General features: G+C 69.6%; 22 protein-coding genes. 9 read left to right on the top strand and 13 right to left on the bottom strand.

Annotated elements, in window-relative coordinates; all coding sequences use genetic code 11:
• Positions 1-25: 25 nt before the first annotated feature.
• The 4 genes from E3T55_RS20500 to E3T55_RS04075 form a co-directional block, all read right to left on the bottom strand.
• Entirely contained in the window at positions 26-853 is an 828-nt protein-coding gene (locus E3T55_RS20500) for a helix-turn-helix transcriptional regulator (protein WP_241992851.1), read from the bottom strand.
• A gap of 87 nt (positions 854-940) precedes the next feature.
• Positions 941-1,177, bottom strand: a complete 237-nt coding sequence (locus E3T55_RS04085) for a putative acetyltransferase (protein ID WP_166791665.1) — start codon at positions 1,175-1,177, stop codon at positions 941-943.
• 51 nt (positions 1,178-1,228) lie between these two features.
• The gene (locus E3T55_RS04080; RefSeq protein WP_241992850.1) at positions 1,229-1,927 is read right to left on the bottom strand and encodes a potassium channel family protein; all 699 of its coding nucleotides are present in this window, start codon (positions 1,925-1,927) and stop codon (positions 1,229-1,231) included.
• Complete coding sequence (locus tag E3T55_RS04075; protein ID WP_241992849.1) at positions 1,920-3,287, bottom strand: TrkH family potassium uptake protein; 1,368 nt, start codon at positions 3,285-3,287, stop codon at positions 1,920-1,922. Before E3T55_RS04075 ends, E3T55_RS04080 begins: the two co-directional genes overlap by 8 nt.
• A 275-nt stretch (positions 3,288-3,562) precedes the next feature.
• On the opposite strand from E3T55_RS04075, the gene E3T55_RS04070 reads away from it, so the two are divergent.
• Together E3T55_RS04070 and E3T55_RS04065 are read left to right on the top strand one after the other, a co-directional pair.
• Positions 3,563-4,147, top strand: a complete 585-nt coding sequence (locus E3T55_RS04070) for a hypothetical protein (RefSeq protein WP_134518272.1) — start codon at positions 3,563-3,565, stop codon at positions 4,145-4,147.
• Positions 4,148-4,331: 184 nt separating this feature from the next.
• A complete protein-coding gene (locus tag E3T55_RS04065; protein ID WP_166791664.1) occupies positions 4,332-4,880 on the top strand; it encodes a hypothetical protein in 549 nt (182 codons plus the stop codon).
• 115 nt (positions 4,881-4,995) lie between these two features.
• Here the strand turns inward: E3T55_RS04065 and menC are convergent, their stop codons facing one another.
• The 5 genes from menC to E3T55_RS04040 form a co-directional block, all read right to left on the bottom strand.
• Complete coding sequence (menC, locus tag E3T55_RS04060; protein WP_134518270.1) at positions 4,996-6,144, bottom strand: o-succinylbenzoate synthase; 1,149 nt, start codon at positions 6,142-6,144, stop codon at positions 4,996-4,998.
• Positions 6,141-6,986 carry a GNAT family N-acetyltransferase gene (locus tag E3T55_RS04055; RefSeq protein ID WP_134518269.1) on the bottom strand — a complete coding sequence of 282 codons (846 nt, stop codon included), beginning with the start codon at positions 6,984-6,986 and terminating at the stop codon, positions 6,141-6,143. The genes menC and E3T55_RS04055 overlap by 4 nt, the downstream gene beginning before the upstream one ends.
• Before the next feature lie 46 nt (positions 6,987-7,032).
• Complete coding sequence (locus tag E3T55_RS04050; protein ID WP_134518268.1) at positions 7,033-7,758, bottom strand: phosphatase PAP2 family protein; 726 nt, start codon at positions 7,756-7,758, stop codon at positions 7,033-7,035.
• Between the two features lie 217 nt (positions 7,759-7,975).
• Positions 7,976-9,214, bottom strand: a complete 1,239-nt coding sequence (locus E3T55_RS04045) for a multidrug effflux MFS transporter (RefSeq protein WP_134518305.1) — start codon at positions 9,212-9,214, stop codon at positions 7,976-7,978.
• 200 nt (positions 9,215-9,414) lie between these two features.
• On the bottom strand, positions 9,415-9,843 hold the full coding sequence (locus E3T55_RS04040) for a hypothetical protein (protein WP_134518267.1): 429 nt from the start codon (positions 9,841-9,843) through the stop codon (positions 9,415-9,417).
• A gap of 108 nt (positions 9,844-9,951) precedes the next feature.
• Between E3T55_RS04040 and E3T55_RS04035 the strand changes: the two genes are divergently transcribed.
• The gene (locus tag E3T55_RS04035) at positions 9,952-10,797 is read left to right on the top strand and encodes an NAD-dependent epimerase/dehydratase family protein (RefSeq protein WP_134518266.1); all 846 of its coding nucleotides are present in this window, start codon (positions 9,952-9,954) and stop codon (positions 10,795-10,797) included.
• 9 nt (positions 10,798-10,806) lie between these two features.
• On the opposite strand, the gene E3T55_RS04030 is transcribed toward E3T55_RS04035, so the two are convergent.
• Positions 10,807-11,613 (bottom strand): TetR/AcrR family transcriptional regulator, encoded by an 807-nt coding sequence (locus E3T55_RS04030; RefSeq protein WP_134518265.1) that lies wholly within the window; start codon positions 11,611-11,613, stop codon positions 10,807-10,809.
• 68 nt (positions 11,614-11,681) lie between these two features.
• Here E3T55_RS04030 and E3T55_RS04025 point away from each other — a divergent pair, with 68 nt between their 5' ends.
• Entirely contained in the window at positions 11,682-12,422 is a 741-nt protein-coding gene (locus tag E3T55_RS04025) for an SDR family oxidoreductase (protein WP_134518264.1), read from the top strand.
• A gap of 17 nt (positions 12,423-12,439) precedes the next feature.
• Here the strand turns inward: E3T55_RS04025 and E3T55_RS04020 are convergent, their stop codons facing one another.
• Complete coding sequence (locus tag E3T55_RS04020; protein ID WP_134518263.1) at positions 12,440-13,549, bottom strand: glycerate kinase; 1,110 nt, start codon at positions 13,547-13,549, stop codon at positions 12,440-12,442.
• A gap of 148 nt (positions 13,550-13,697) precedes the next feature.
• Between E3T55_RS04020 and E3T55_RS04015 the strand changes: the two genes are divergently transcribed.
• The 4 genes from E3T55_RS04015 to E3T55_RS04000 all read left to right on the top strand — a co-directional run bounded on the left by E3T55_RS04015 (position 13,698) and on the right by E3T55_RS04000 (position 17,532).
• Positions 13,698-15,155 carry a GNAT family N-acetyltransferase gene (locus tag E3T55_RS04015; protein ID WP_134518262.1) on the top strand — a complete coding sequence of 486 codons (1,458 nt, stop codon included), beginning with the start codon at positions 13,698-13,700 and terminating at the stop codon, positions 15,153-15,155.
• Between the two features lie 356 nt (positions 15,156-15,511).
• On the top strand, positions 15,512-16,468 hold the full coding sequence (locus tag E3T55_RS04010) for a DsbA family protein (protein WP_134518261.1): 957 nt from the start codon (positions 15,512-15,514) through the stop codon (positions 16,466-16,468).
• Positions 16,469-16,471: 3 nt separating this feature from the next.
• Complete coding sequence (locus E3T55_RS04005; RefSeq protein WP_134518260.1) at positions 16,472-16,996, top strand: CHY zinc finger protein; 525 nt, start codon at positions 16,472-16,474, stop codon at positions 16,994-16,996.
• Positions 16,997-17,031: 35 nt separating this feature from the next.
• Complete coding sequence (locus E3T55_RS04000) at positions 17,032-17,532, top strand: inorganic diphosphatase (protein WP_134518259.1); 501 nt, start codon at positions 17,032-17,034, stop codon at positions 17,530-17,532.
• 3 nt (positions 17,533-17,535) lie between these two features.
• Here E3T55_RS04000 and E3T55_RS03995 read toward each other — a convergent pair whose 3' ends face one another.
• Together E3T55_RS03995 and E3T55_RS03990 are read right to left on the bottom strand one after the other, a co-directional pair.
• Positions 17,536-18,069: a universal stress protein gene (locus E3T55_RS03995; protein WP_241992847.1), complete on the bottom strand. Its 534-nt coding sequence runs from the start codon at positions 18,067-18,069 to the stop codon at positions 17,536-17,538.
• A 170-nt stretch (positions 18,070-18,239) separates the two neighbouring features.
• On the bottom strand, positions 18,240-18,638 hold the full coding sequence (locus E3T55_RS03990; protein ID WP_134518257.1) for an ArsR/SmtB family transcription factor: 399 nt from the start codon (positions 18,636-18,638) through the stop codon (positions 18,240-18,242).
• Between the two features lie 183 nt (positions 18,639-18,821).
• On the opposite strand from E3T55_RS03990, the gene arsB reads away from it, so the two are divergent.
• Complete coding sequence (arsB, locus tag E3T55_RS03985) at positions 18,822-19,859, top strand: ACR3 family arsenite efflux transporter (RefSeq protein ID WP_134518304.1); 1,038 nt, start codon at positions 18,822-18,824, stop codon at positions 19,857-19,859.
• Positions 19,860-19,888: the final 29 nt, after the last annotated feature.

Below are 19,888 nucleotides of genomic sequence, written 5' to 3'. Positions count from 1 at the left end.
CCGCACCGGCGCCGGCCGGGGCGCGTCAGCGGCGGCGGGAGCCGAGACCGGCGCCGGCCGGCTCGGGGGCGGCGGCATCCGCTTCCAAGGAACCATCCGTGACGGCGACCATGGCGTCGACGACCACGTTCGCCTCGGCAACCGCGGCCTCGAGGGCGACCCGGTCGGCCTCGATCTCCTCGGCGCTGGCGTGGTGCAGGTCGATCGTGCAGAGCCGCGGGGCCTCGATGAGGTGCAGCTGGTGGGCGCGCAGCGGGCCCTCGGCCTGCTCGAGCACGCCCTGGATCAGCCGAAAGTGCACGCCGCAGACCTCGGGGTGGTCCTTGACCATCTCGGAGTACGGGCAGTCGTGCAGGGTCACGTGCTGCTGGTCGTCGGTCACTCGGGCGTCGAATCCGGACTGGTCGAGGTGATCGTCGAGCGCATCGAACTGGCGCTGCACGGCGGGATGCGTCGAGTGCACAGCACCAGCGGCTCCGGCGCCGCCGACGGATGCGGGCGACTCCGGCACGGCGCATCCGGCCCCGACCGACACCGGGCCGGCCGCAGGCTGGTCCAGGGGGGTGACGGGCAGCATCCGCCTGAGCTGCTGCGCGCGGATCAGGGCGGCCTCAACCTTTTTGACCCGCACCGAGGAGGCATCCGAGTCGACGCCACTCGCGGCGCTGTAGAGCATGCGCGGGCGGCCCTTGGTCTGCCTTGGCTCGGGTTCGCAGGTGACGAAACCCTCGCTGATCAGGCGATCGAGGTGTTCGCGCGCGGTGTTGTGGTGCAGCCCGGCGGCTTCGGCAAGGTCGCCGACACTCATCGTGCCTCGCTGCTGCAGCTGGTGCAGCAGGTTGATGCGACTCAAAGAAGCGAGTGTTTTATAACTCGGGGGTTGGGCAGCCATGGCTTTATTATCACCTGCGGTTCTGAGAAGAAGGTAGCTTTTTCGCAGCTATCGAACGGGCATCCGCGGCGCGCGCCGGGGCGGCGGGGGCGGAACCTCTTTGGCGGCGACGACGTCGGCGAGCCGGAGGGACACGAGCCCGCGTTTGGTCTCCACCTCGCACGTCTCATGCTCAACCCGACGGAGGTACCCGAGGGCATCCGTGAGCCCGCCCGGGATGGTCGTACGAACGACGACACGGGTCCCGGGAGCGGCCCCCCGCAAGAATTCGACGGGCGTGGTCACCCCTCCATCGTACGTCCGTGGCTCGTTCAGGGGTGACGGATGCCGCCCCGGTCAGCGCAGCAGACTGAAGGCCTCGACCCGCTCGGACTGCCCCGCGACGAGAATCACGTCTCCCTCGAGCAGCACGGTGTCGACCGAGGTGTAGCTCCAGCCGGCCCCGGGGCGGTGAAACGCCGTGACCGTGACGCCGTAGGTGGCGCGCACCTTGGTCTCGGCGAGCGGGCGACCCAGCACGGCCGCGGGGGGTGTCGTCTTCACAATCGCGAAGTTCTCGCCGATCTCGACGTAGTCCTGCATCGCGCCGCGCACCAGGTGGGCGACGCGCTTGCCCATGTCCTTCTCGGGGTAGATCACGTGCTGAACGCCGAGCTGCGTGAGAATCTCGCCGTGCGGGTCGCTCACCGCCTTGGCCCAGATGTTCGCAATTCCAAGCTTGAGCAGCAAGCTGGCGGTCAAAATGTTGGCCTGGATGTCCCCGCCGATCGCGACGACGACGCTCGAAAAGTCCGGCACCGAGAGCTCGCGCAGGGTCGCCTCCTTCGTGGAGTCGGCCCGCACCACGTGGGTGAGCAGCCGGTTGTGGGCCTGCACGACCTCCTCGTCGCCGTCGATTCCGAGCACCTCGGTGCCGGCCCGCATCAGCTCGAGGGCGAGCGCGCTGCCGAAGCGACCGAGGCCGATCACAACGACCGACTCCGCCTCCATCAGGCGGGTCGGGTCGTGGCGACCGAACAGTGAGTACTTAGCCAATGAGGGGCCTCTCCTTCGGGAGTTCATACGGGGTGCGGCGATCGCGCAGGGCAATCGCCGAGGCAAAGGCGACCGGGCCGAGCCGGCCGATAAACATGAGCAGAATCAGAATGACCTGGCCCGCCACGGGCAGCCCCGCGGTGATGCCCGTGGACAGGCCCACCGTCGCAAACGCACTGATCACCTCGTAGAGCAAGCGGTCGAGCGAGATGTCGGTCATCACGAGCAGCGCGGCGGTCGCGGCAACGATCACGAAGACGGCGAGCAGCACCACGGTGATGGCCTCACGGTGCACCGCACGAGAGAGCCGCTTGCCGAACACGTTCACGGCAACCTCGCCGCGCACCTCGGCCCAGAGAATGAAGAAGAGCACCGCGAAGGTCGTGATCTTGATGCCGCCCGCGGTGCCGGCCGGGCCGCCGCCGATGAACATCAGTACGTCGCTGCCCAGCAGGGTCGCCGAGTCGAGCGCCGCACTGTCGACGCTGTTGAAGCCGGCGGTACGGGTCTGCACGGCCTGAAAGAAGCCGACCAGAATCTTGTCCGGCCAGTCCAGCGGGCCGAGCGTCTTCGGGTTCGACCACTCCAGCGCCGTGATGTAGACGGTGCCGGCGACCAGCAACACAATCGTACCGGCGAGCACGAGCCGGGTATTCATGGTCCACTGCAGCGGCGAGCGCAGGTGCCTGCGCAGCTGCACGATCACCGGAAAGCCGATACCGCCGAGAATCACGGCCGCGCAGATCGGCAGGCAGATGAACGGATCGGTCGCAAAACCGATCAGGCTGTCACTGAACAGGGCAAAACCCGCGTTGTTGAAACTCGACACGGCATGAAACACCCCGAGCCAGATCGCCCGGCCGAGCGGCTCCTCATAGCCGATCAAGAATCGCAGCGTCAGGATGACGGCCACGACGCCCTCGGCGATGAGCGAGATGCGCACAACCCCGATCACCAGGCCTTTCACGTCTTCGAGACCGACGCTCTTGGCCTCCGTCGCCGCGGTGATCCGCGAGCGCAACGAGAGTTTGCGCAGCACCGCGAGCCCGATCACCGAGGCGAAGGTCATGATTCCGAAGCCGCCGATCTGAATCATCAGCATGATCACGACCTGACCGAACCCGGTCCAGTAGGTCGCCGTGTCGACCACGATCAGCCCGGTCACGCACACCGAGGAGGTTGCCGTGAACAGCGCCTCCATGACGTTCGCGCCACCCGGACCGACCTTCGCGATCGGCAGCATCAGCACGAGGGTGCCGATCAGAATGGTTCCGGCGAACCCGAAGGCCACGATCTGCGCCGGGTGAAACCGAAATCGCCTGCGGGGAATCCCGCTCCGGCGGGCGGCACGTGTCTGCACGGCTTCACTCTACGGCCCGGCCCGGTCGCGTGCCGACTGCAACCGATCGGGCTTGCCAGACTTCTGCCAGCTTCGGCGCGTTCAGGCAGCGGATGCCGCTCGTCGCGGCGATCCCGCACGCTGCGGCCGGGCATCCGTCACCGGTTTAAGCCCTGTTTGCATGTGCCCGACCAAACCGGGTTCAGGAGGGCTCCGGACCATCAGTGCGGCCCGGACACACACCGGGCTCACATCAACACAATGTTTCACAACAGAACAACGAATAGGAGTTCTCAATGAACACGATCACCAAGCGCATGACGGCCTTCGGCATCACCGGCGCAGCGGCTACCGCGCTCATCATCGGCGGCGTCATCGCCCCCGCCCAGGCCAACGACACGAACACGTCGACGGACACCCGCACCTCGACCAGCAGCGACTCGAGCACCGACTCCTCGCAGACGCACACCGACCTCATCAACGACCTCTTCAACGTAGGCGACGTTGACTCGACCGGCAACGGCGTGGTCGGCAACGACACCAGCCTCGGCGGCGTGCTCAACGGCGGCGTGGTCAACGGACCGCTCGTCGACGACTCCCTCAACACCGATGTCGGAGACGTTGCCTCGGGCAACGAGACCGCCAACGGCAACGCCGTTGCGAGCGGCAACGACACCCCGGTCGCCAGCGGCAACGACGTGACCGCACCCGTCGAGGCGCCCGTCACCGCACCCGTTGAAGCCCCCGTGCAGGCTCCCGTCGGATCCGGCAATGACTCCGACCTCGGCGGCGCCAACGTCGGCGACATCGGAACCGACGTTGAGGACCTCGTCGGCGACATCACGAGCGACCTGAACCTGGGTGGACTGCTCGGACGCTAGTTCCACACCCGCCCCGCTCATCAGGGGCGACTGAAAACGGGCGGCTCCCTCGGGAGTCGCCCGTTTTCGGCGTTCCCATGCGGTATTCTGACGCTGGGGGCGTCTCTTCGCAAGCCCCCGATCAGCCGAGCCGTGGGGGCATACTCTGAGTACAGGTGGAGTAGGGGATTGTATGGGGTCAGAGGTGATCGAGCTAGCTGGCATGCAGCTGCTTCGCGCTGAAGCGAGCGTGTATCGTAATCTCGGCCTCGGCGTGCTGGCCCTGTTCGCGCCGATTTTCGCCGTGCTCTACTGGCTCATGATCCCGTCGGGCACGTGGCTGTGGGTCGCGAGCGCGCAACTGGTCACGACCCTGATCTGCGGCGCCGCCCTGCTGGGCGCCTATCGCGCCTATGTTCGGGTCGGCCCGGCCGGGCTGTCCGAGCGCGGTGTTCTGGGGCACGTCAGCACCGTCGGCGTGTCCGATATCGCGAACGTGATCCTCGTGGACCTCTACCGCAGCGACGCCCTCGACACCCAGCCGCAACTCTTCGTGGTCGGCCACTCCGGTGAACTCCTGCTGCGGATGCGAGGCCAGTTCTGGACCCAGGAAGCCATGGACACCGTCGCCGATGAACTCGGCGCGCCCGTCGTGCGGGTATCGGAACCGCTGACCCTCCTCGATCTCAACCGGTGGAAACCGGCCATGCTGTACTGGTTCGAGCGTCGCCACGTGACGCGCCAGGCCGCCTGACCCCGCCGCGTCGCTGGTCGAGCCGGTCGACACCCGCGCAGCGTCAGCGCCTCAGCGCCTCTGCACCTCTGCACCTCTGCACCTCAGCACCTCAGCACCTCAGCGCCTCAGCGCCTCAGCGCCTCAGCACCACCGGCGCCGCCACCGCCCATTCCCGCACGAGATCCTCGCGCACGGTCACCCCGATCCCCGGCCCGGTCGGCACCCGCAGCTGCCCGCGATGCTCCCCCTGCCCGAGCACAAACGGTTCCTCGACCAGATCCTCGGCGAAGTACCGGTCGCTCGCCGAGGTATCACCCGGCAGCGTGAAGCCGGGCAGCGCCGCGAGCGCCACATTCGCCGCCCGGCCGATGCCCGTCTCGAGCATGCCGCCGCACCACACCGGCACCCCCTGCGCCCGGCACAGGTCGTGGATCAGCACCGACTCGCGGTAGCCGCCGACCCTCCCGGGCTTCACATTGATGACGGATGTCGCCCCGCGATCGAGCGCATCCGTCGCCACCGCGGCGCTCACGATCGATTCGTCGAGGCACACCGGCGTCTGAATATGGCGGCTCAGCAGCACGTGGGCAGCGATGTCCTCCTCGACGAAGGGCTGCTCGATCAGCACCAGGTCGAAGGCATCGAGCTCGCGCAGACGATCGAGGTCGCCGAGGCCGTACGCCGTGTTCGCGTCGACCTGCAGCAGGGCGTTCGAGCCGAGCAGTGCCCGCACCGCGGCGACGGGTTCGAGGTCCCAGCCGGGCTTGATCTTCAGTTTGATGCGCCGGTAGCCGGCGGCGACGTATCCGCTGACCTCGGCCAGCAGGGTATCGAGGTCGGGGCTGATGCCCACCGACACCCCGCAGTCCACCCACGCGGCGAGCGGGCCGGGCTCGGCCATCGCGTGCCCGAGGTGGTCGACGAACGAGGTGGCGGATGCGCGCAGCTGCGCGTCGAGCACGGCCGCTTCGAGCGCGGCCTTGGCCATGCGATGCCCGACGACGAACCCGAGCAGCGTGTGCAGATTCTCGGCGGTCACCTCGAATGCAGCGAGCAGGGCCGGGCCGAGGTAGTGACGCATCACATGCTCGCAGCCGTCGACGTACTCGGAGCTGTAGAGCGGCCCCTCCCCCGCGACACACTCGCCCCAGCCCTCGCCGCCATCGGCGGTGCGCACGTGAACGAGCAGCACGAGGCGCACGGTCTGCCGGCCGAACGAGGTCTCGAACGGCCGCACGAGCGGCACGCGCAAGCGGTGCAGGGTGATCGAGGCGAGCCTCATGATGCCGGGCCGGCAGGCGAGCCGGGGCCTGCGGCACCGGGCGCGACGGGGCCGGTGTCCGCGGCATCCGTCGTGAAGACGTACTCGTTGGCCGCGTTCAGCTCGGGGCGCAGGCCCCTCGCGAGGTTCTCGCCGAAGAGGGCGCGGCTCGTGGCGCGCAACTCGGCCGCGGCTGCGGGGTCGTCGGCGCGCAGCTGCTCGAAGTCCACGCCCAACGGCAGCACCTCGCTCGTGGTCCAGGCCGGGGCGTGCCCGCCGGCGAGGGCGCGGATGACGCGCGGGGAGTCGAGGCGCCAGCGCACCTCGAAGCGGTCGCTCTGGTCGCTGCCGGTGATGGCGTCGTCGAGGCGGCCATAGAAGTTGGGCAGAAAGGTCGCGACCTCGGCGCCGAGCTTCACGAGGTTGAAGTGCGCGTTGCGGCGGATCAGCGGGTCGAACGTCCAGCGGATCTCCTTCACGCCGTGGTCGAGGCAGACCGCGCGCTGAAACAGTTTGAGCGCGTAACCGACGCCGCCGCTGCGCCGCCACGGAACCACCGCCGCCATGTGTGAGTGCAGGTGCAGGCCGTTCGACCAGCCGAGAAATCCGAGCGTCGCGCCGACCTGTTTGGAGTCGGCGATCGCCGTCAGCACCGTGTTTCCGGCATAGTCGAGGGCCAGCAGCATCGAGCGATCGGGGCTGCGTCCCTCGCCCCAGGTGCGCTCGAACAGCCCGATCACCCCGTTCATGTCGGGCGGATCGGCCAGTCGCACGATCACGCCGGCGGCGGCCGCGGCCGCCGCGGCCTGGGCATAGGCCTCGCGGGCGGCGTCACTCTGCTGGTTCTCGTTCTGCACGCTCATGCCCCGAGTATCCTCCGTCTGCGCCGGCGGTTCGACCCCCGCGTAGCTACGCGAACGGATGCGCCGGTGCCAGCCGTCGCTCCCCGTCGAGTTTCGCGGCCAGTGGCGCCCACAGCAGCACCGCGACGCCGGCGCCGATCAGCAGCCCGCCGACGGTGTCGGTGAGCCAGTGGGCGCCGAGATAGGTGCGGCTGAGCAGCATCACGACCGTGTACGCCGCGCCGGCCAGCCACACCCAGAGTCGCGGCGCGATGATGCCCAGGCACACCGCCATGGTCGCAGCATTCGCTACATGCCCCGAAGGGAATGAACCAAAATCAGACGTGACCAGCATATCTTCAGGGCGTGCCCGGCCGAAGAGCTGTTTGAGCAGCTGCACGCCGCCGGCGCTGAGAATCGTGGCGACCACGTAGTAGCCCGCAGCCCAGGGCCGTCGCCAGAGCAGCAGAGCGACGAGGATGATGAGCGGAATCACGATCACCCCGGCGACACCCGCGCCGAGAAAATTCATGACGAGCGACGGCACCTCCCACACCGGGTTGCGGTGCTCGATGATTTCTTCCATCCACTCGGCGTCGAGCCTGAGCGGGCGGCCCTCGCCGCGCACCACGATAAGGGCGCCGAGGATCACCGCGAGCGCCAGCGCGAGCAGCCCGCTGATGAGCGGCCACCGGCGGCTGATGCGGCGCGCGGCGGGGGTCGCCGCAAGCTCCGGGGCGGGCGAACCCGCCGGAGGGCCGGGGATGCCGGGCTCGTCACCAGAAGTTGTCATTCGGCCATCGTAGGTCGGTGTGGACGCCCGCGGGGCCCGGCCCGCGGCATCCGTCTCGATGTGCGTACCATTCGACGGACTTCGACCGGTTCCGGCACGCCTTGACCCTGATCTGCGCCCCGAAGCGACCGAACACCGTCGAATGGTACGCGCGCTCCCGAAGCCGAGACCCGGGCCGGCCGGCCGGCAGCCCGTCGGGGCAGGCGGATGCGCCGGTCTAGTGTTCCAGCGCCGGCACCGTGCGCGGGCGCACGATGAACCAGAGCGAGGCGACCGCGATCAACGCGGTGATGCCCATGACGGCGGCCATCGGAACGGAGTTGTCGACCCCGAACACGCCCACGATCGGGGAGATGACCCCGGCGACGCCGAAGTTCGCGGCGCCGAGCAGCGAGGCGGCCGTTCCGGCCTCGTGGCCGTGACCGTTGAGCGCAATGACCTGCACGCTGGGCAGCGTGAACCCGCAGGCTGCGATGAAGAACCAGAGCGGAACCAGGGTTCCCCAGAGGCCAGCACCGCCGAGGTCGAGCAGCAGAATCGCGGCCGAGGTGATCACGAGCACGACGGTCGAGATCGACAGAATCCACTGCGGCCCCACGTTGTGGCGGTGCATGAGCCGCGAACTCAGCTGCACGCCCGTCACGATGCCGAGCGAGTTCACCGCGAAAAGCAGGCCGTATTCCTGCGGGGTGAAGCCGTAGACCTGCTGAAACAGAAACGACGACGACGACAGATACGAGAAGAGTCCACTGAAGGTCATCGCGCCGATGATCGCGACGCCCACGAAGACCCTGTCGCCCAGCACCGCCTTGTAGCGCTGCCCGAGCGTGTTGTGGCCCGCGGTGTGGCGCTGATCGGCCGGCAGGGTCTCGACGATCCAGAAGAACACGGCCGCGATGACGAGCAGGCCGTAGGCGGCGAGCACCCAGAAGATGCCGCGCCAGTTCATCACGAGCAGCAGTTGTGAGCCGAGCACCGGCGCGATCACCGGCGCGAGACCGCTGACCAGCGCGAGGCGGGACAGCATCTTGACGAGCGGCTTACCGCCGAACAGGTCGCGCACCATGGCCATCGCCACGACGGCGCCGGCCGCCGCGCCGAAGCCCTGCAGCACCCGGAAGATGCCGAGCATCACGATGTCGTTCGACATCGCGGCGCCGACGCAGGCCAGAATATGAAAGCCGGTTGCGAGCATGAGCGGCAGCTTGCGGCCGACCTTGTCGCTCCAGGGCCCCACGATCAGCTGGCCGAATCCGAACCCGATCATGGTGCCGGTCAGGGTGAGCTGCACGGCCGCGGCCGTCACGCCGAGTTCGCTCTCGAGGGTCGGGAACGCCGGCAGGTACAGGTCGATCGTGAACGGTCCGAGCGCGGTGAGCGCGCCGAGAATGACGATGTAGAGAATCCGCTGCCCGCGGCTGAGGGCGTCACCGGGGTGGCGGGCGGTCGAGCGCAGTTGCGCCTTGCTGATGACGGGAATCGCGGCGGTGGTCACGTAGTAGAGGTCCTCAAAGAGTTTGTGCCGAACGGATGCTGGCCCACGAGAAGGGGCGGCGACACCGAACGCAAAAATGCGGGCCGCACCACAGGGTAAGGCGGTTCAGACTCGTTGTATTCCCCCAATCGGGGGTTTTTCCTGATCCTGATCGCGCGTCGCTAGATGATGCCCCAGCCGCGGGCTCGGGCAACCGCGGCCTGACGACCGTCGTCGGCGCCGAAGCGACGGGCCTCGCCCGACTCCGCGAGATCAGCGACACACTGCTCGGCGGCAGCCAGGTGCCAGGCGTGGCCGGCGCCGAGGCCGGTCTGCGTCGAGATCTCGGCAGCGGATGCCGCCACCCCGTCGGCATCGAGGCCCACGATCTCGACGAGGCCGTCTTCGGCGTCGACGAGATCACCGAGCAGCGCGAGGGCACCCTCCGGGGTCATGCCGTGTGCGAGGCCGTGGGCGACCGCATCGGCCGTGCACTCGGCGAGCGCCTGCGCCGTCGAGACGATCTGTACCTCGGCCGAGTGCACGAAGGTCGCGGCCTGCGCCGGGTCGAGCAACCGCACGAGCAGCGACGGTCCGGCGTAGATGATCACCGCCCCACGCTACCCCGCCGGCCCACGCTCCCCGCGGCCTCCGTACGAGCGCCGAGGGTGTCAGGGGTGCGTGATACGTTGCAAACCAGTCACGACAAGGGAGTCCGAATGAGAATTGCAGTCACCGGCGGCAGCGGCAAGCTCGGCCGCAGTGTCGTCACCCGGCTGATCGCCGACGGTCACCACGTCATCAACTTCGACCGCTTCGGCACCCGCGGCGCGGGATTTCTCAGCATCGACCTGGGCAACTACGGCGAAGTCGTCGACGCCCTGCACGGGGTGAACGATGTCATCGACGGTTTCGACGCGGTCGTGCACCTCGGGGCGATCCCGGCCCCGGGCATCCGCCCCGACGTGGCCACGTTTCACAACAACATGAACGCGACCTACAACGTGTTCCAGGCCGCCCGCCGCGCCGGCATCAAGCGCATCGTCTACGCCTCGAGCGAGACCGTGTTGGGGCTGCCGTTCGACCAGGACCCGCCGTACCTGCCCGTCGACGAGGTCTACCCGGCCCGGCCCGAGAGCACCTATTCACTCGTGAAGCATCTCGAGGAGCAGATGGCCACCCAGCTCGTGCGCTGGGATCCCGAGCTGAGCATCACCGCGCTGCGCTTCTCCAACGTGATGGATGCTGGCGACTACGCGGCCTTTCCCGGCTACGACACCGACCCGACGACCCGCAAGTGGAACCTCTGGGGTTACATCGACGGTCGCGACGGCGCCCAGGCCGTGGCGCGCGCGCTGCACGCCGCCCGGCCGGGCTTCGAGGCGTTCATCATCGCCGCCGCCGACACGGTGTCGAATCGGCCGAACGCCGAACTGGCCGCCGCGGTGTTTCCCAACGTGGCTTTCTCCCGCGAGGTAGCCCCGCACGAGACCCTGCTGGGCATCGATAAGGCGAGACGGATGCTCGGCTACGCTCCCGAGCACAGCTGGCGGGATCACGTGTAGCCCGGCCCGCTACGCGACGAGCCAGCGCGGCAGCAACGGTTCGATGAGCGCGTAATACGCTTCGGGGTCGCGGCCCGCGCCCGCCCCTGCTCCGGTCGCCCCGCCCGCCGCCGGCACGGTACCCGCGGCGAACCACACCTCGATCGCCCCGACCGAGCCGTAGGCCACGTACTTCGCGAGGGCCGTTCGGGCGAGCTCCGCTCGAGCCAGCTCCGCTCGGGCCAGCTCCGTTTCGTCTGGGGCCGTTTCGTCTGGCGCCGCCTGAGTGAGTCGGGCCTGCGCATCCGTCGTGTGCGGCACTGCTGCGCTGCGGTCGGCGATCAGCGCGGCGACGGATGCCTCGAAGTGCGGCGCGAGCAGATCGTGCGCCGTGGTGCGCGAGTGTTCCGCGAGCAGGTGCTCGAAAATGGCGCTGTGCGAGTCAACGAGCGTGGCAACGGCCATCGAGGTGTGCCGAACGGCCTCGGCCAGGCTGTGTGCGCGCACATAGCTTGAGGCCAGATACTCGGCGCGCACGGCGTCGAGCTCGTCCCGCATCACGCGCGCCAGCAGCGCGGACGGCGACCGGGCGTGGTCGTAGAACGTGACACGATGGATGTTCGCGGCCGCGGCGATCTGCGCCACGCTCAGCCGATCCACGTGCTGCCCGGCCGCGAGACGCAAAATCGCAACCCGCAGCGCCTCCGTCGTGCGCGCCGAGCGGGCATCGGGGCGCACATCCGGGCCAGCGGATGGCCCGGCGGGTGACCCGGCGACGGGGCCCACAGCGGGGACTGCGGGCGGGGCTGATTCGGGGGCGGCGGCATCCGTTGTCATGCGTCAACCCTATAGACCTAGACTCGCCTCAGGCGACGACTGTCGCCCACACGATTGGGGAGAACTTCATGGCGCGTTTCGACAACACCGTATCCATCGTCACCGGCGCAGCGAGCGGCATCGGAGCCGCCACCGCCACCCGCATCGCCCTCGAGGGCGGCAGCGTGGTCGTGGCCGACATTCAGGACGAACTCGGCGCATCCGTCGTCGCCGCGATCACCGCAGCCGGCGGCACCGCCCGATACATCCACCTCGACGTGAGCGACGAAGCCTCATGGGAGTCCGTCATCGCGGAGACCGTCGCAACGTTCGGCGGCCTGACCGTGCTCGTGAACAACGCCGGCATCGGCGACATCGCCCTCATCGAAGACACCACCAAGGCCAGCTACGACCGCGTCATCGCGATCACCCAGACGAGCGTGTTCCTCGGCCAGAAGGCCGCGAGCGCGGCGCTCAAGGCGAGCGGCCACGGCTCGGTCGTGAACGTCAGCTCGATGTACGGCATCGTCGGAGGATTCGGGTCGAGCCCGGCTTACCACGCGGCCAAGGGCGCCGTGCGTACCCTCACCAAGAACACCGCGATCGCGTGGAGCAAGCAGGGCGTGCGCGTCAACTCGGTGCACCCCGGCTTCATCGAGACGCCGATCCTCGGCGCGGCCGACCGCTCGGCGCTCGTCGCGACGACCCCGATCGGCCGCCTCGGCACCCCCGATGAGGTCGCTGCCGTCATCACCTTCCTCGCGAGTGACGAATCCTCCTTCGTCACCGGCTCCGAGTTCGTCGTCGACGGCGGCTACACCGCCGCCTGACCCGCGTTCCGTCGGGGTCAGGACAGATCCGCGGGCTGGGCCGCGGCGAGGCGTCGCGCGGCGAGGGTGATCCAGCGCAGCGGGTCGCGCATCGCGGCCGCCCCGCCGCCGGCCAGCTCGGTCAGTGATTCGGCCCCGGCGAAGCGCCCAATATCGGCCTCGATCAGGCCGGCCACCAGATAGGCGCGGGCGCCCGCCTCGGCAGCGAGGCCCGCGACGTAGCTCGGCACCTTGCCCGCGTCGGACTGTGCGTCGAAGCGTCCCTCGCCGGTGATCACGACGGATGCCCCCGCCACCGCCCCCGCTACCCCGAGCGCCGTTCCCACGGCCGCCGCCCCGGCAGCCATCGTCGCGCCCCAGGCCAACAGCCCGAATCCCGTGCCGCCCGCCGCGCCGGCACCCGGAGTCGCCGGGTCCACCGCAACAAGCCCCGCGAACCGGGCCACTGCCGCTTCGAGCGCGACGACCTGCTCGGAGTTCGCGCCCTTCTGCGGTCCGAACACCGCGGCCGCCCCGGACGGGCCGAGCAGCGGACTCGTCACGTCGCAGAGAATCTGTGCGCCGCCCGCCGGCACGGGGCGCAGGCCAGTGAGGTCGAGGGTTGCGATCGCTGACAGCCCGCCGGGCGCGACCGGGCGACCCGCGGCATCCGTCGCCCGAGCACCGAGCGCCGTGAGCGCGCCGAGCCCGCCGTCGGTCGAGGAGCTGCCGCCGATCGCGAGCAGCAGCCGGTCGACGCCGTGGTCGAGTGCTGCCGCGATCGCCTGCCCGAATCCGAGGGTGTGGGCGGTCAGCGGCCGCAGCGCATCGAGCAGCGTCAAACCGCTCGTGCCGGCGAGTTCGACGACGCCGGTGCCGCTCGAGCCCGGCCCCGGCAGCAGCAGCCAGTAGGCGGCGACCGGCCGACCATCCGGCCCGGTCACGGTCACCGGCATCCGCCGCGCGCCCGGCACGGCGAGTTCGAAGGCCTCGAGCGTGCCCTCCCCGCCGTCGGCCATCGGCATCAGCCGCACATCGTCGCTGTCGCGAACGGATGCCCACCCCGCCGCGATCGCACCCGCCACCTCGATCGCGCTCGCGATTCCTTTAAACGAGTCGGGGGCGATGACCACCTGCAAGCTCTTCATCGCCCCAGCCTCCCACGCCGCCCCGTACCCGGTTGTTGAGCCTGTCGAAACACGACGGTGTTGAGCGCGTGTTCACCGCCGTGTGGCCCCGAACCCGTCGGTGAGGCGACAAACTCCGTCGAATGGTACGGGAGGCTAGGGTCGAAGGGTGACCGAAAACACCAGCACCCGCGCCCCCGTCGACCCCGAGTCCACCGCGGCGCTGGCCGCGAACGGCCTCGAGCTCACCCTGCTCGACACGAGCCCCGCGAACACCGCGAACACCGCGAACACGGCTAGCACAGCGAACACCGCGATGCTGCGGCGCTGGATCCTCGCCGAGTCCCGCGGTTTCCACGAACCGGAGCCGAGCGACGAGCGCCTCGCCGGCCAGGCCGCCGAGATCGCCGGCGACCGCGTCACCGCGGTCTGGGACCAGACGGCAGCCGACCCACAGACGCCGGTCGCCACCATCCGCTCGTGGGTTATGGGCCTCACCGTGCCCGGCGGCGCCGCCCTGCCGGCCTGGGCGATCAGCTCCGTCACGGTCTCCCCCACGCACCGCCGCCGCGGCGTGGCCCGCGCCCTGCTCGGCGGCGAGCTGCGCGCCGCCGCCCGCGAGGGCCTCGCGATGGCGATGCTCACCGTATCGGAGGCCACGATCTACGCCCGCTACGGCTTCGGCCCGGCCGTGCACCAGGCCGACTACGTCATCGACTCCACGCGCGCCGTCTGGACCGGCCCCGTGCCCGCCGGCCGGGTACAGTTCGTCAGCCCCGAGTCCCTGCTCGTTGACGGCCGGGCCCTGTTCGAGCGCACCCGCACGCTCTCCCCCGGCGAGGTCGACCGCCGCCCCAACGTCTGGGCACACCGGCTCGGCCTCAACCCCCGCCACCCCGGCGCCAGCACCCAGGACCTGCGCGCCGTGCGCTTCGACGACGCCGCCGGTGTGCCTCAGGGCTTCGCGCTCTACACCGTCGCCATCACCGGCAACAGTTTTCCGGCCCGCCTAACGCTGACCGACCTCGTCGCCGCGACCGATGACGCCTCCGCCGCGCTCTGGCGCTTTCTGCTCGAAATGGACCTCGTCACCGAGATCAACGCCCCCCAGCGCAGCGTCAGCGAACCCGTCGCCTGGCAGATCGCCGACCGCCGCGCCGTGCGCAAGGTCGACGAGAGCGACCACCTGTGGCTACGCATCCTCGACGTGCCCGCGGCCCTCGCCGCCCGCAGCTACGCGGCGGCCGACGACTTCGTGCTCGACGTGACCGACGACCTCGGCTTCGCGGCCGGCCGTTTCGCCTTCAGCACGACGACCACCACGAGCACGACCACGACGACGACGGATGCCGCCGGCCGCGCCCATCCGCTGCCCGCGACCACAGGCTCCGCCCCCGAAACCCGCGATACCGCCGAACCCGCCGACCCGGCCGAACCCGCCGGCCCGGCCGCCCCGGCAGCCCTCGCCCTGACCGTCGCCGACCTCGGCAGCCTCTACCTCGGCGGCGCCAGCGCGACCGAACTCGTGCGCGCCGGCCGGGTGCGCGAGCTCACCCCCGGCGCGGCCGCCCGCCTGGATGCGGTCATGCGCACCGAGCTGCCGCCGTATCTCAGCACCGGCTTCTAGACGGGCCTCGTCGCGCCCGTACCTGAAGGCCCCCGCCCGGTGGCTAATTCAGGAGATTCGCCGGTGGGCAGCGTCGCAACGGCCGAACCAGTGCCGTGGCCGCGCCGCCACCGGACAGTTCTCCTGAATTCGCCACGCCGCCACGCCGCCACGCGGCCACGCGGCCACGCGGCCACGCGGCCACCGCAGCATCTCGCTGACCAGCCCGCACCGAGGGGTGCCGGGGCGCCTTGCGGCGCTCCCCAGGCTTCACCGCGCCACCGCACTTCCCAGCCCACGCACAGCCGGCGGTAACCCGTCACGGAGGCGAGCAGCCTAGGTTCGAAAAGAACCCCGCGACGAAACGGTGTACCTCCATGACCCTCAACGGCCGCCCCTCCCAGAAGGATCGGCGCACCGACGCGCGTGAACACGCCCGCCAGCTGCGCGACGACACCGCCTACACCGCGCGTCGGCGGCGGCGGCTCTGGCGCGGCGGCATCGGCCTGGGGCTGATCGCTGTGGCCACCATCGTGGCCGTGTCGATCGTCGCCGCCGTGCGACCGGCCGCGGCCGGGCCGCTCAACATGGCCAGTGACGGCGTGCTGCTCGGCGCCGACGAGAGCGGTGTTGTCGCCGCGTCGACCGTCGCCGTCGTCGTCGGCGAGGACCCCATCGCGACCGACCCGACCGCCCTCGCCAACCTCGTCAACATCACGATGTACGTCGACTACCTCTGCTCGTACTGCGGCCAGTTCGAGGCCGCCAACGCCGAACAGATCGCGTCCTGGGTCACCGCCGGAAACGCGACCGTCGAGATCCACCCGATCGCGATCCTGGACAAGTCCTCGGCGGGCGGCTCCTACTCGACCCGCGCCGCAAACGCCGCCGCCTGCGTCGCCGACTCCGCGCCCAACGATTTTCTCGCCGTCAACACGGCCCTGTTCGCGGCCCAGCCCGACGAGCACACGACCGGGCCGACGGATGCCGATCTTCTTTCGGTACTGCACTCGGCCGGAGTGCAGAGCGAGGCCGTGACCGACTGTGTGACCGAGCAGACCTTCGCGTCCTGGGTCGGCGGCGCCACCGACCGTGCCCTGACCGGCCCGCTGCCGAACTCCGACGTGCGCACCGTGACGGGAACCCCGACCGTGCTCGTGAACGGGGTGTCCTACACGGGCGCCTTCGACGACGCCGCGGCCTTCGAAGAGTTCGTGCTGACCGAGGCAGCCGACCTCGACGACGACGAAATCGCCCTCGCCGAGGCCCAGGCCGCCGCCGCTGCAGCCGCCGCAGCCGCGGCCGAGGCCGCCCAGACCGGCGTCACGGAGTAGCGGATGCCCGACCCGGCCCCCGAGACCCGACCCGCGCCGCCGACCACCCCGACCCCGGCGCCTATCCCGGCCTCGACTCCCACCCCTGCCCCGGCCCCGGCCCCGGCCCCGGCCCCGGCCCCGATCACCGTCCATGGCCAGACCGTCGACGACGAGACCCGCTGCGTGCACTATCGCAGCGCGGTCGACGTCGTCGCGATCCAGTTCCACTGCTGCCGGCGCTTCTACCCCTGCCACCGCTGCCACGCCGAGGCTGAACCGCACTCGGCAACCCAGTGGCCGGCGAACGAGTGGAACCATCCGGCGATTCTCTGCGGGGCGTGCCGGGCGACGCTGAGCATCCGCTCGTATCGGGCCGTTCACGCCTGTCCGGCCTGCGCGGCCCCGTTCAACGAGGCCTGCGCACTGCACGCACCGCTGTATTTTGCCGTGCCCGACACCGTGCCCGAAACCGTGCCCGGCACCGTGCCCGAAAACCCCGCGTCTGCCCCCGCACAAGCGGTTTCTTCTGTGGCGGCGCACCGGTAGCTTGAGGAGCCACACAAGGCGAGGTGGCGACAACGATGACGATTCTGGACGTGACGGTAGAGATCCCGCGGGGAAGCCGCAACAAGTATTCCGTCGATCACCTGACCGGGCGCATCCGTCTCGACCGCACGCTGCTGACCGAAATGGTCTATCCCGCCGATTCCGGATTCATCGAAAACACCCTCGGCCGCGACGGCGAACCGCTCAACGCGCTCGTGCTGCTCGAGGAGCCCACCTACCCGGGGGTCGGCATCTCGGTGCGGCCGGTCGGGGTGTTCCGCATGCAGAACGAGCACGGCCCGGAGGTGAAGCTCATCTGCGTGCCGGTCGCCGATCCCCGCTGGGAGCACGTCACCGAGATCACCGACGTCGCCGAGTACACCCGCGACGGAATCCGACACTTTTTCGAGCACTACAAAGATCTCGAGCCGGGCAGGTTCGTCATCGTCGAGGGCTTCGGCGAGCGGCTCGAGGCCGAACGCCTCGTCTCGACGGCGATGCACGCCTACCGCTCGCACGACAGCTACGAGAACTAACGCCTAATCCGAGTCTGCCGGGGTGACGGATGCCCCGCCCCACGGCTCCGGGCCGCCCCAGACCACCGGCGCGAGCGGAATCACCACCACCGGGCGGTGCTGGTGGTGGGCGAGGTGCACCGCCACGGAGCCGCCGAAGAACTCCTGCAGGCCGGCCAGCAGGGTCGCCTCCCGGGTGCCGATCACGATCATCGCGGCATCGAGGGTGTCGGCCAGGTGAGCGAGCGCGCGGGCCGGGTCACCGGCGATGACCCGGGTGCTCCAGTCCACGCCCCGTCCGTTGAGAACGGATGCGAGGTGCTCGGCCAGGTCACTGTCGAACGCCTCAGCGGCGAGATCGGGCAGGTCAGGGTCGAAGGGCAGCGACATGATCGTGCCGTCGGCCGATTCGTCGACGAGGTAGCGGCCCACATCGACGTAGACACAGACCAGTTCGGCGCCGAACCGGGTCGCGAACACGGCGGCGTTCTCGACGACCGCGTCGGGCTGGCCCGGTTGCACGCCCACGATCACGCGGGCACGACCGCTCGGGGTCACGATTTCCTCCTCGGTTCAGAGGCTGCCCGGTCGGTCAGCTGGCCGGGAAATACCACTGCGATCGAAGCCCGTGTCGGGCTGTGACAGCGTATCTTCCCAGATTCGTCCCCCCGCATCAACCCCGACCGTTCGCCGATTTCGGCCACCGCGGATGACGGCGACGGATGCGGCTACAGGCTGGGCAGCACCTGTGCGACGCCGCCGAGGGCGCCGGGAACGAGGCGGTAGTACGACCACGTGCCACGCTTGGAGCGAGTCAGAAAACCGGCGTCGACCAGCACCTTCAGGTGGTGCGAGATGGTCGGCTGCGACAGCGTGAGCACGTCGGTCAGGTCGCAGACACAGGCCTCGGAGTCGAGGTGCGCGCCGACGATCGAGAGGATGCGCAGCCGGGCCGGGTCGGCGAGGGCCTTGAGCTGGCGGGCGAGGGCGTCGGCGTCGGCGGGCGCGATCGCCGCGCGGCCGACGGAGGAGCCGCAGGCGGCGGCATCCGTCACGTCGGTCAGCGGCAACAGGGCGGTCGGCTTCGGCGCGGCGGGCACCAGGACGGGCTGCTGAACAAACGTCATGTGAACATCCTGCCCCATAGATTGACATTTGTCGATGAACTGGCCTAGCGTAGGCATCGACAACGATCGATATAAGGCGTGGACAGCATCACGCTCAGCAGCAGACGGAGCTTCGTGACCACACCCACCCCCGCCCGGCTCGGCACCCTCGACCGGTTTCTGCCGGTCTGGATTCTCGCCGCCATGGCCGTCGGCCTGCTTCTGGCCGTCTACACGCCCGCGGTCGGCGACGCTCTGCACGCCTTCACGATCGGCTCGGTCAGCGTGCCGATCGCGATCGGACTGCTCATCATGATGTACCCGGTGCTCGCCAAGGTGCGCTACTCCGACGCGAAGCACGTCGCGACCGACAAGCGCCTGCTCGTGACGAGCCTGGTGCTCAACTGGCTCGTCGGCCCGGCGCTCATGTTCGCCCTCGCCTGGCTGCTGCTGCCCGACCTGCCCGAATACCGCACCGGCCTCATCATCGTGGGCCTCGCCCGCTGCATCGCCATGGTGCTGATCTGGAACGACCTCGCCTGCGGCGACCGTGAGGCCGCCGCGTTCCTGGTGGCCGTCAACTCGGTCTTTCAGGTCGTCGCCTTCGGCGCACTCGGCTGGTTCTACCTGCAGGTACTGCCGGCCTGGCTCGGCCTGCCGACCACGAGCGCGGAGTTCTCGATCTGGGCCATCACGGCGAGCGTGCTCGTCTTTCTCGGCATCCCGCTGCTGGCCGGCTACCTCTCCCGCCGCGTCGGTGAGGCCACCAAGGGCCGCGACTGGTACGAGGCGAAATTTCTGCCCGTGGTCGGCCCCTTCGCCCTCTGGGGACTGCTCGTCACGATCGTCATGCTCTTCGCCCTGCAGGGCCGGCAGGTCATCGCAAACCCCGGCGACGTCGCCCGCATCGCGCTGCCGATGCTGATCTACTTCATCGTCATGTTCCTGATCAGCTTCGTCGCCGGCCGCCTGCTGCGCATGAGCTACGAGCGCACCACGACGCTCGCCTTCACCGCCGCCGGCAACAACTTCGAGCTCGCGATCGCGGTCTCGGTCGGCACCTTCGGCGCCCTCAGCGGCCAGGCCCTCACCGGAATCGTCGGCCCGCTGATCGAGGTGCCCGCACTCATCGCCCTCGTCTATCTCGCCCTCTGGCTGCGGCCGCGGATGTTTCCCGCCGCGCTCCAGACACCGACCCCCGTCGCATCCGTCGCCGCCGAAAGCACCCTCGACCGGGTGTAACCCCCAACTGTCACACGCGTTGTTTACAA

Origin of the sequence: Cryobacterium frigoriphilum, from assembly GCF_004403305.1 — a bacterium.
GTDB classification, from domain to species: Bacteria; Actinomycetota; Actinomycetes; order Actinomycetales; family Microbacteriaceae; genus Cryobacterium; species Cryobacterium frigoriphilum.
Note: the sequence above shows the minus strand (reverse complement) of the source record. Positions and strands in the feature narration are given on the sequence as shown.

Bases quoted from the DNA above. Each gene is read 5' to 3' on its own strand.
- E3T55_RS04070 (WP_134518272.1), top strand. From the start codon at position 3,563: ATGAACACGATCACCAAGCGCATGACGGCCTTCGGCATCACCGGCGCA.
- menC (WP_134518270.1), bottom strand. From the start codon at position 6,144: ATGAGGCTCGCCTCGATCACCCTGCACCGCTTGCGCGTGCCGCTCGTG.
- E3T55_RS04055 (WP_134518269.1), bottom strand. From the start codon at position 6,986: ATGAGCGTGCAGAACGAGAACCAGCAGAGTGACGCCGCCCGCGAGGCC.
- E3T55_RS04050 (WP_134518268.1), bottom strand. From the start codon at position 7,758: ATGACAACTTCTGGTGACGAGCCCGGCATCCCCGGCCCTCCGGCGGGT.
- E3T55_RS04035 (WP_134518266.1), top strand. From the start codon at position 9,952: ATGAGAATTGCAGTCACCGGCGGCAGCGGCAAGCTCGGCCGCAGTGTC.
- E3T55_RS04030 (WP_134518265.1), bottom strand. From the start codon at position 11,613: ATGACAACGGATGCCGCCGCCCCCGAATCAGCCCCGCCCGCAGTCCCC.
- E3T55_RS04025 (WP_134518264.1), top strand. From the start codon at position 11,682: ATGGCGCGTTTCGACAACACCGTATCCATCGTCACCGGCGCAGCGAGC.
- E3T55_RS04020 (WP_134518263.1), bottom strand. From the start codon at position 13,549: ATGAAGAGCTTGCAGGTGGTCATCGCCCCCGACTCGTTTAAAGGAATC.
- E3T55_RS04010 (WP_134518261.1), top strand. From the start codon at position 15,512: ATGACCCTCAACGGCCGCCCCTCCCAGAAGGATCGGCGCACCGACGCG.
- E3T55_RS04005 (WP_134518260.1), top strand. From the start codon at position 16,472: ATGCCCGACCCGGCCCCCGAGACCCGACCCGCGCCGCCGACCACCCCG.
- E3T55_RS04000 (WP_134518259.1), top strand. From the start codon at position 17,032: ATGACGATTCTGGACGTGACGGTAGAGATCCCGCGGGGAAGCCGCAAC.
- E3T55_RS03990 (WP_134518257.1), bottom strand. From the start codon at position 18,638: ATGACGTTTGTTCAGCAGCCCGTCCTGGTGCCCGCCGCGCCGAAGCCG.
- arsB (WP_134518304.1), top strand. From the start codon at position 18,822: ATGGCCGTCGGCCTGCTTCTGGCCGTCTACACGCCCGCGGTCGGCGAC.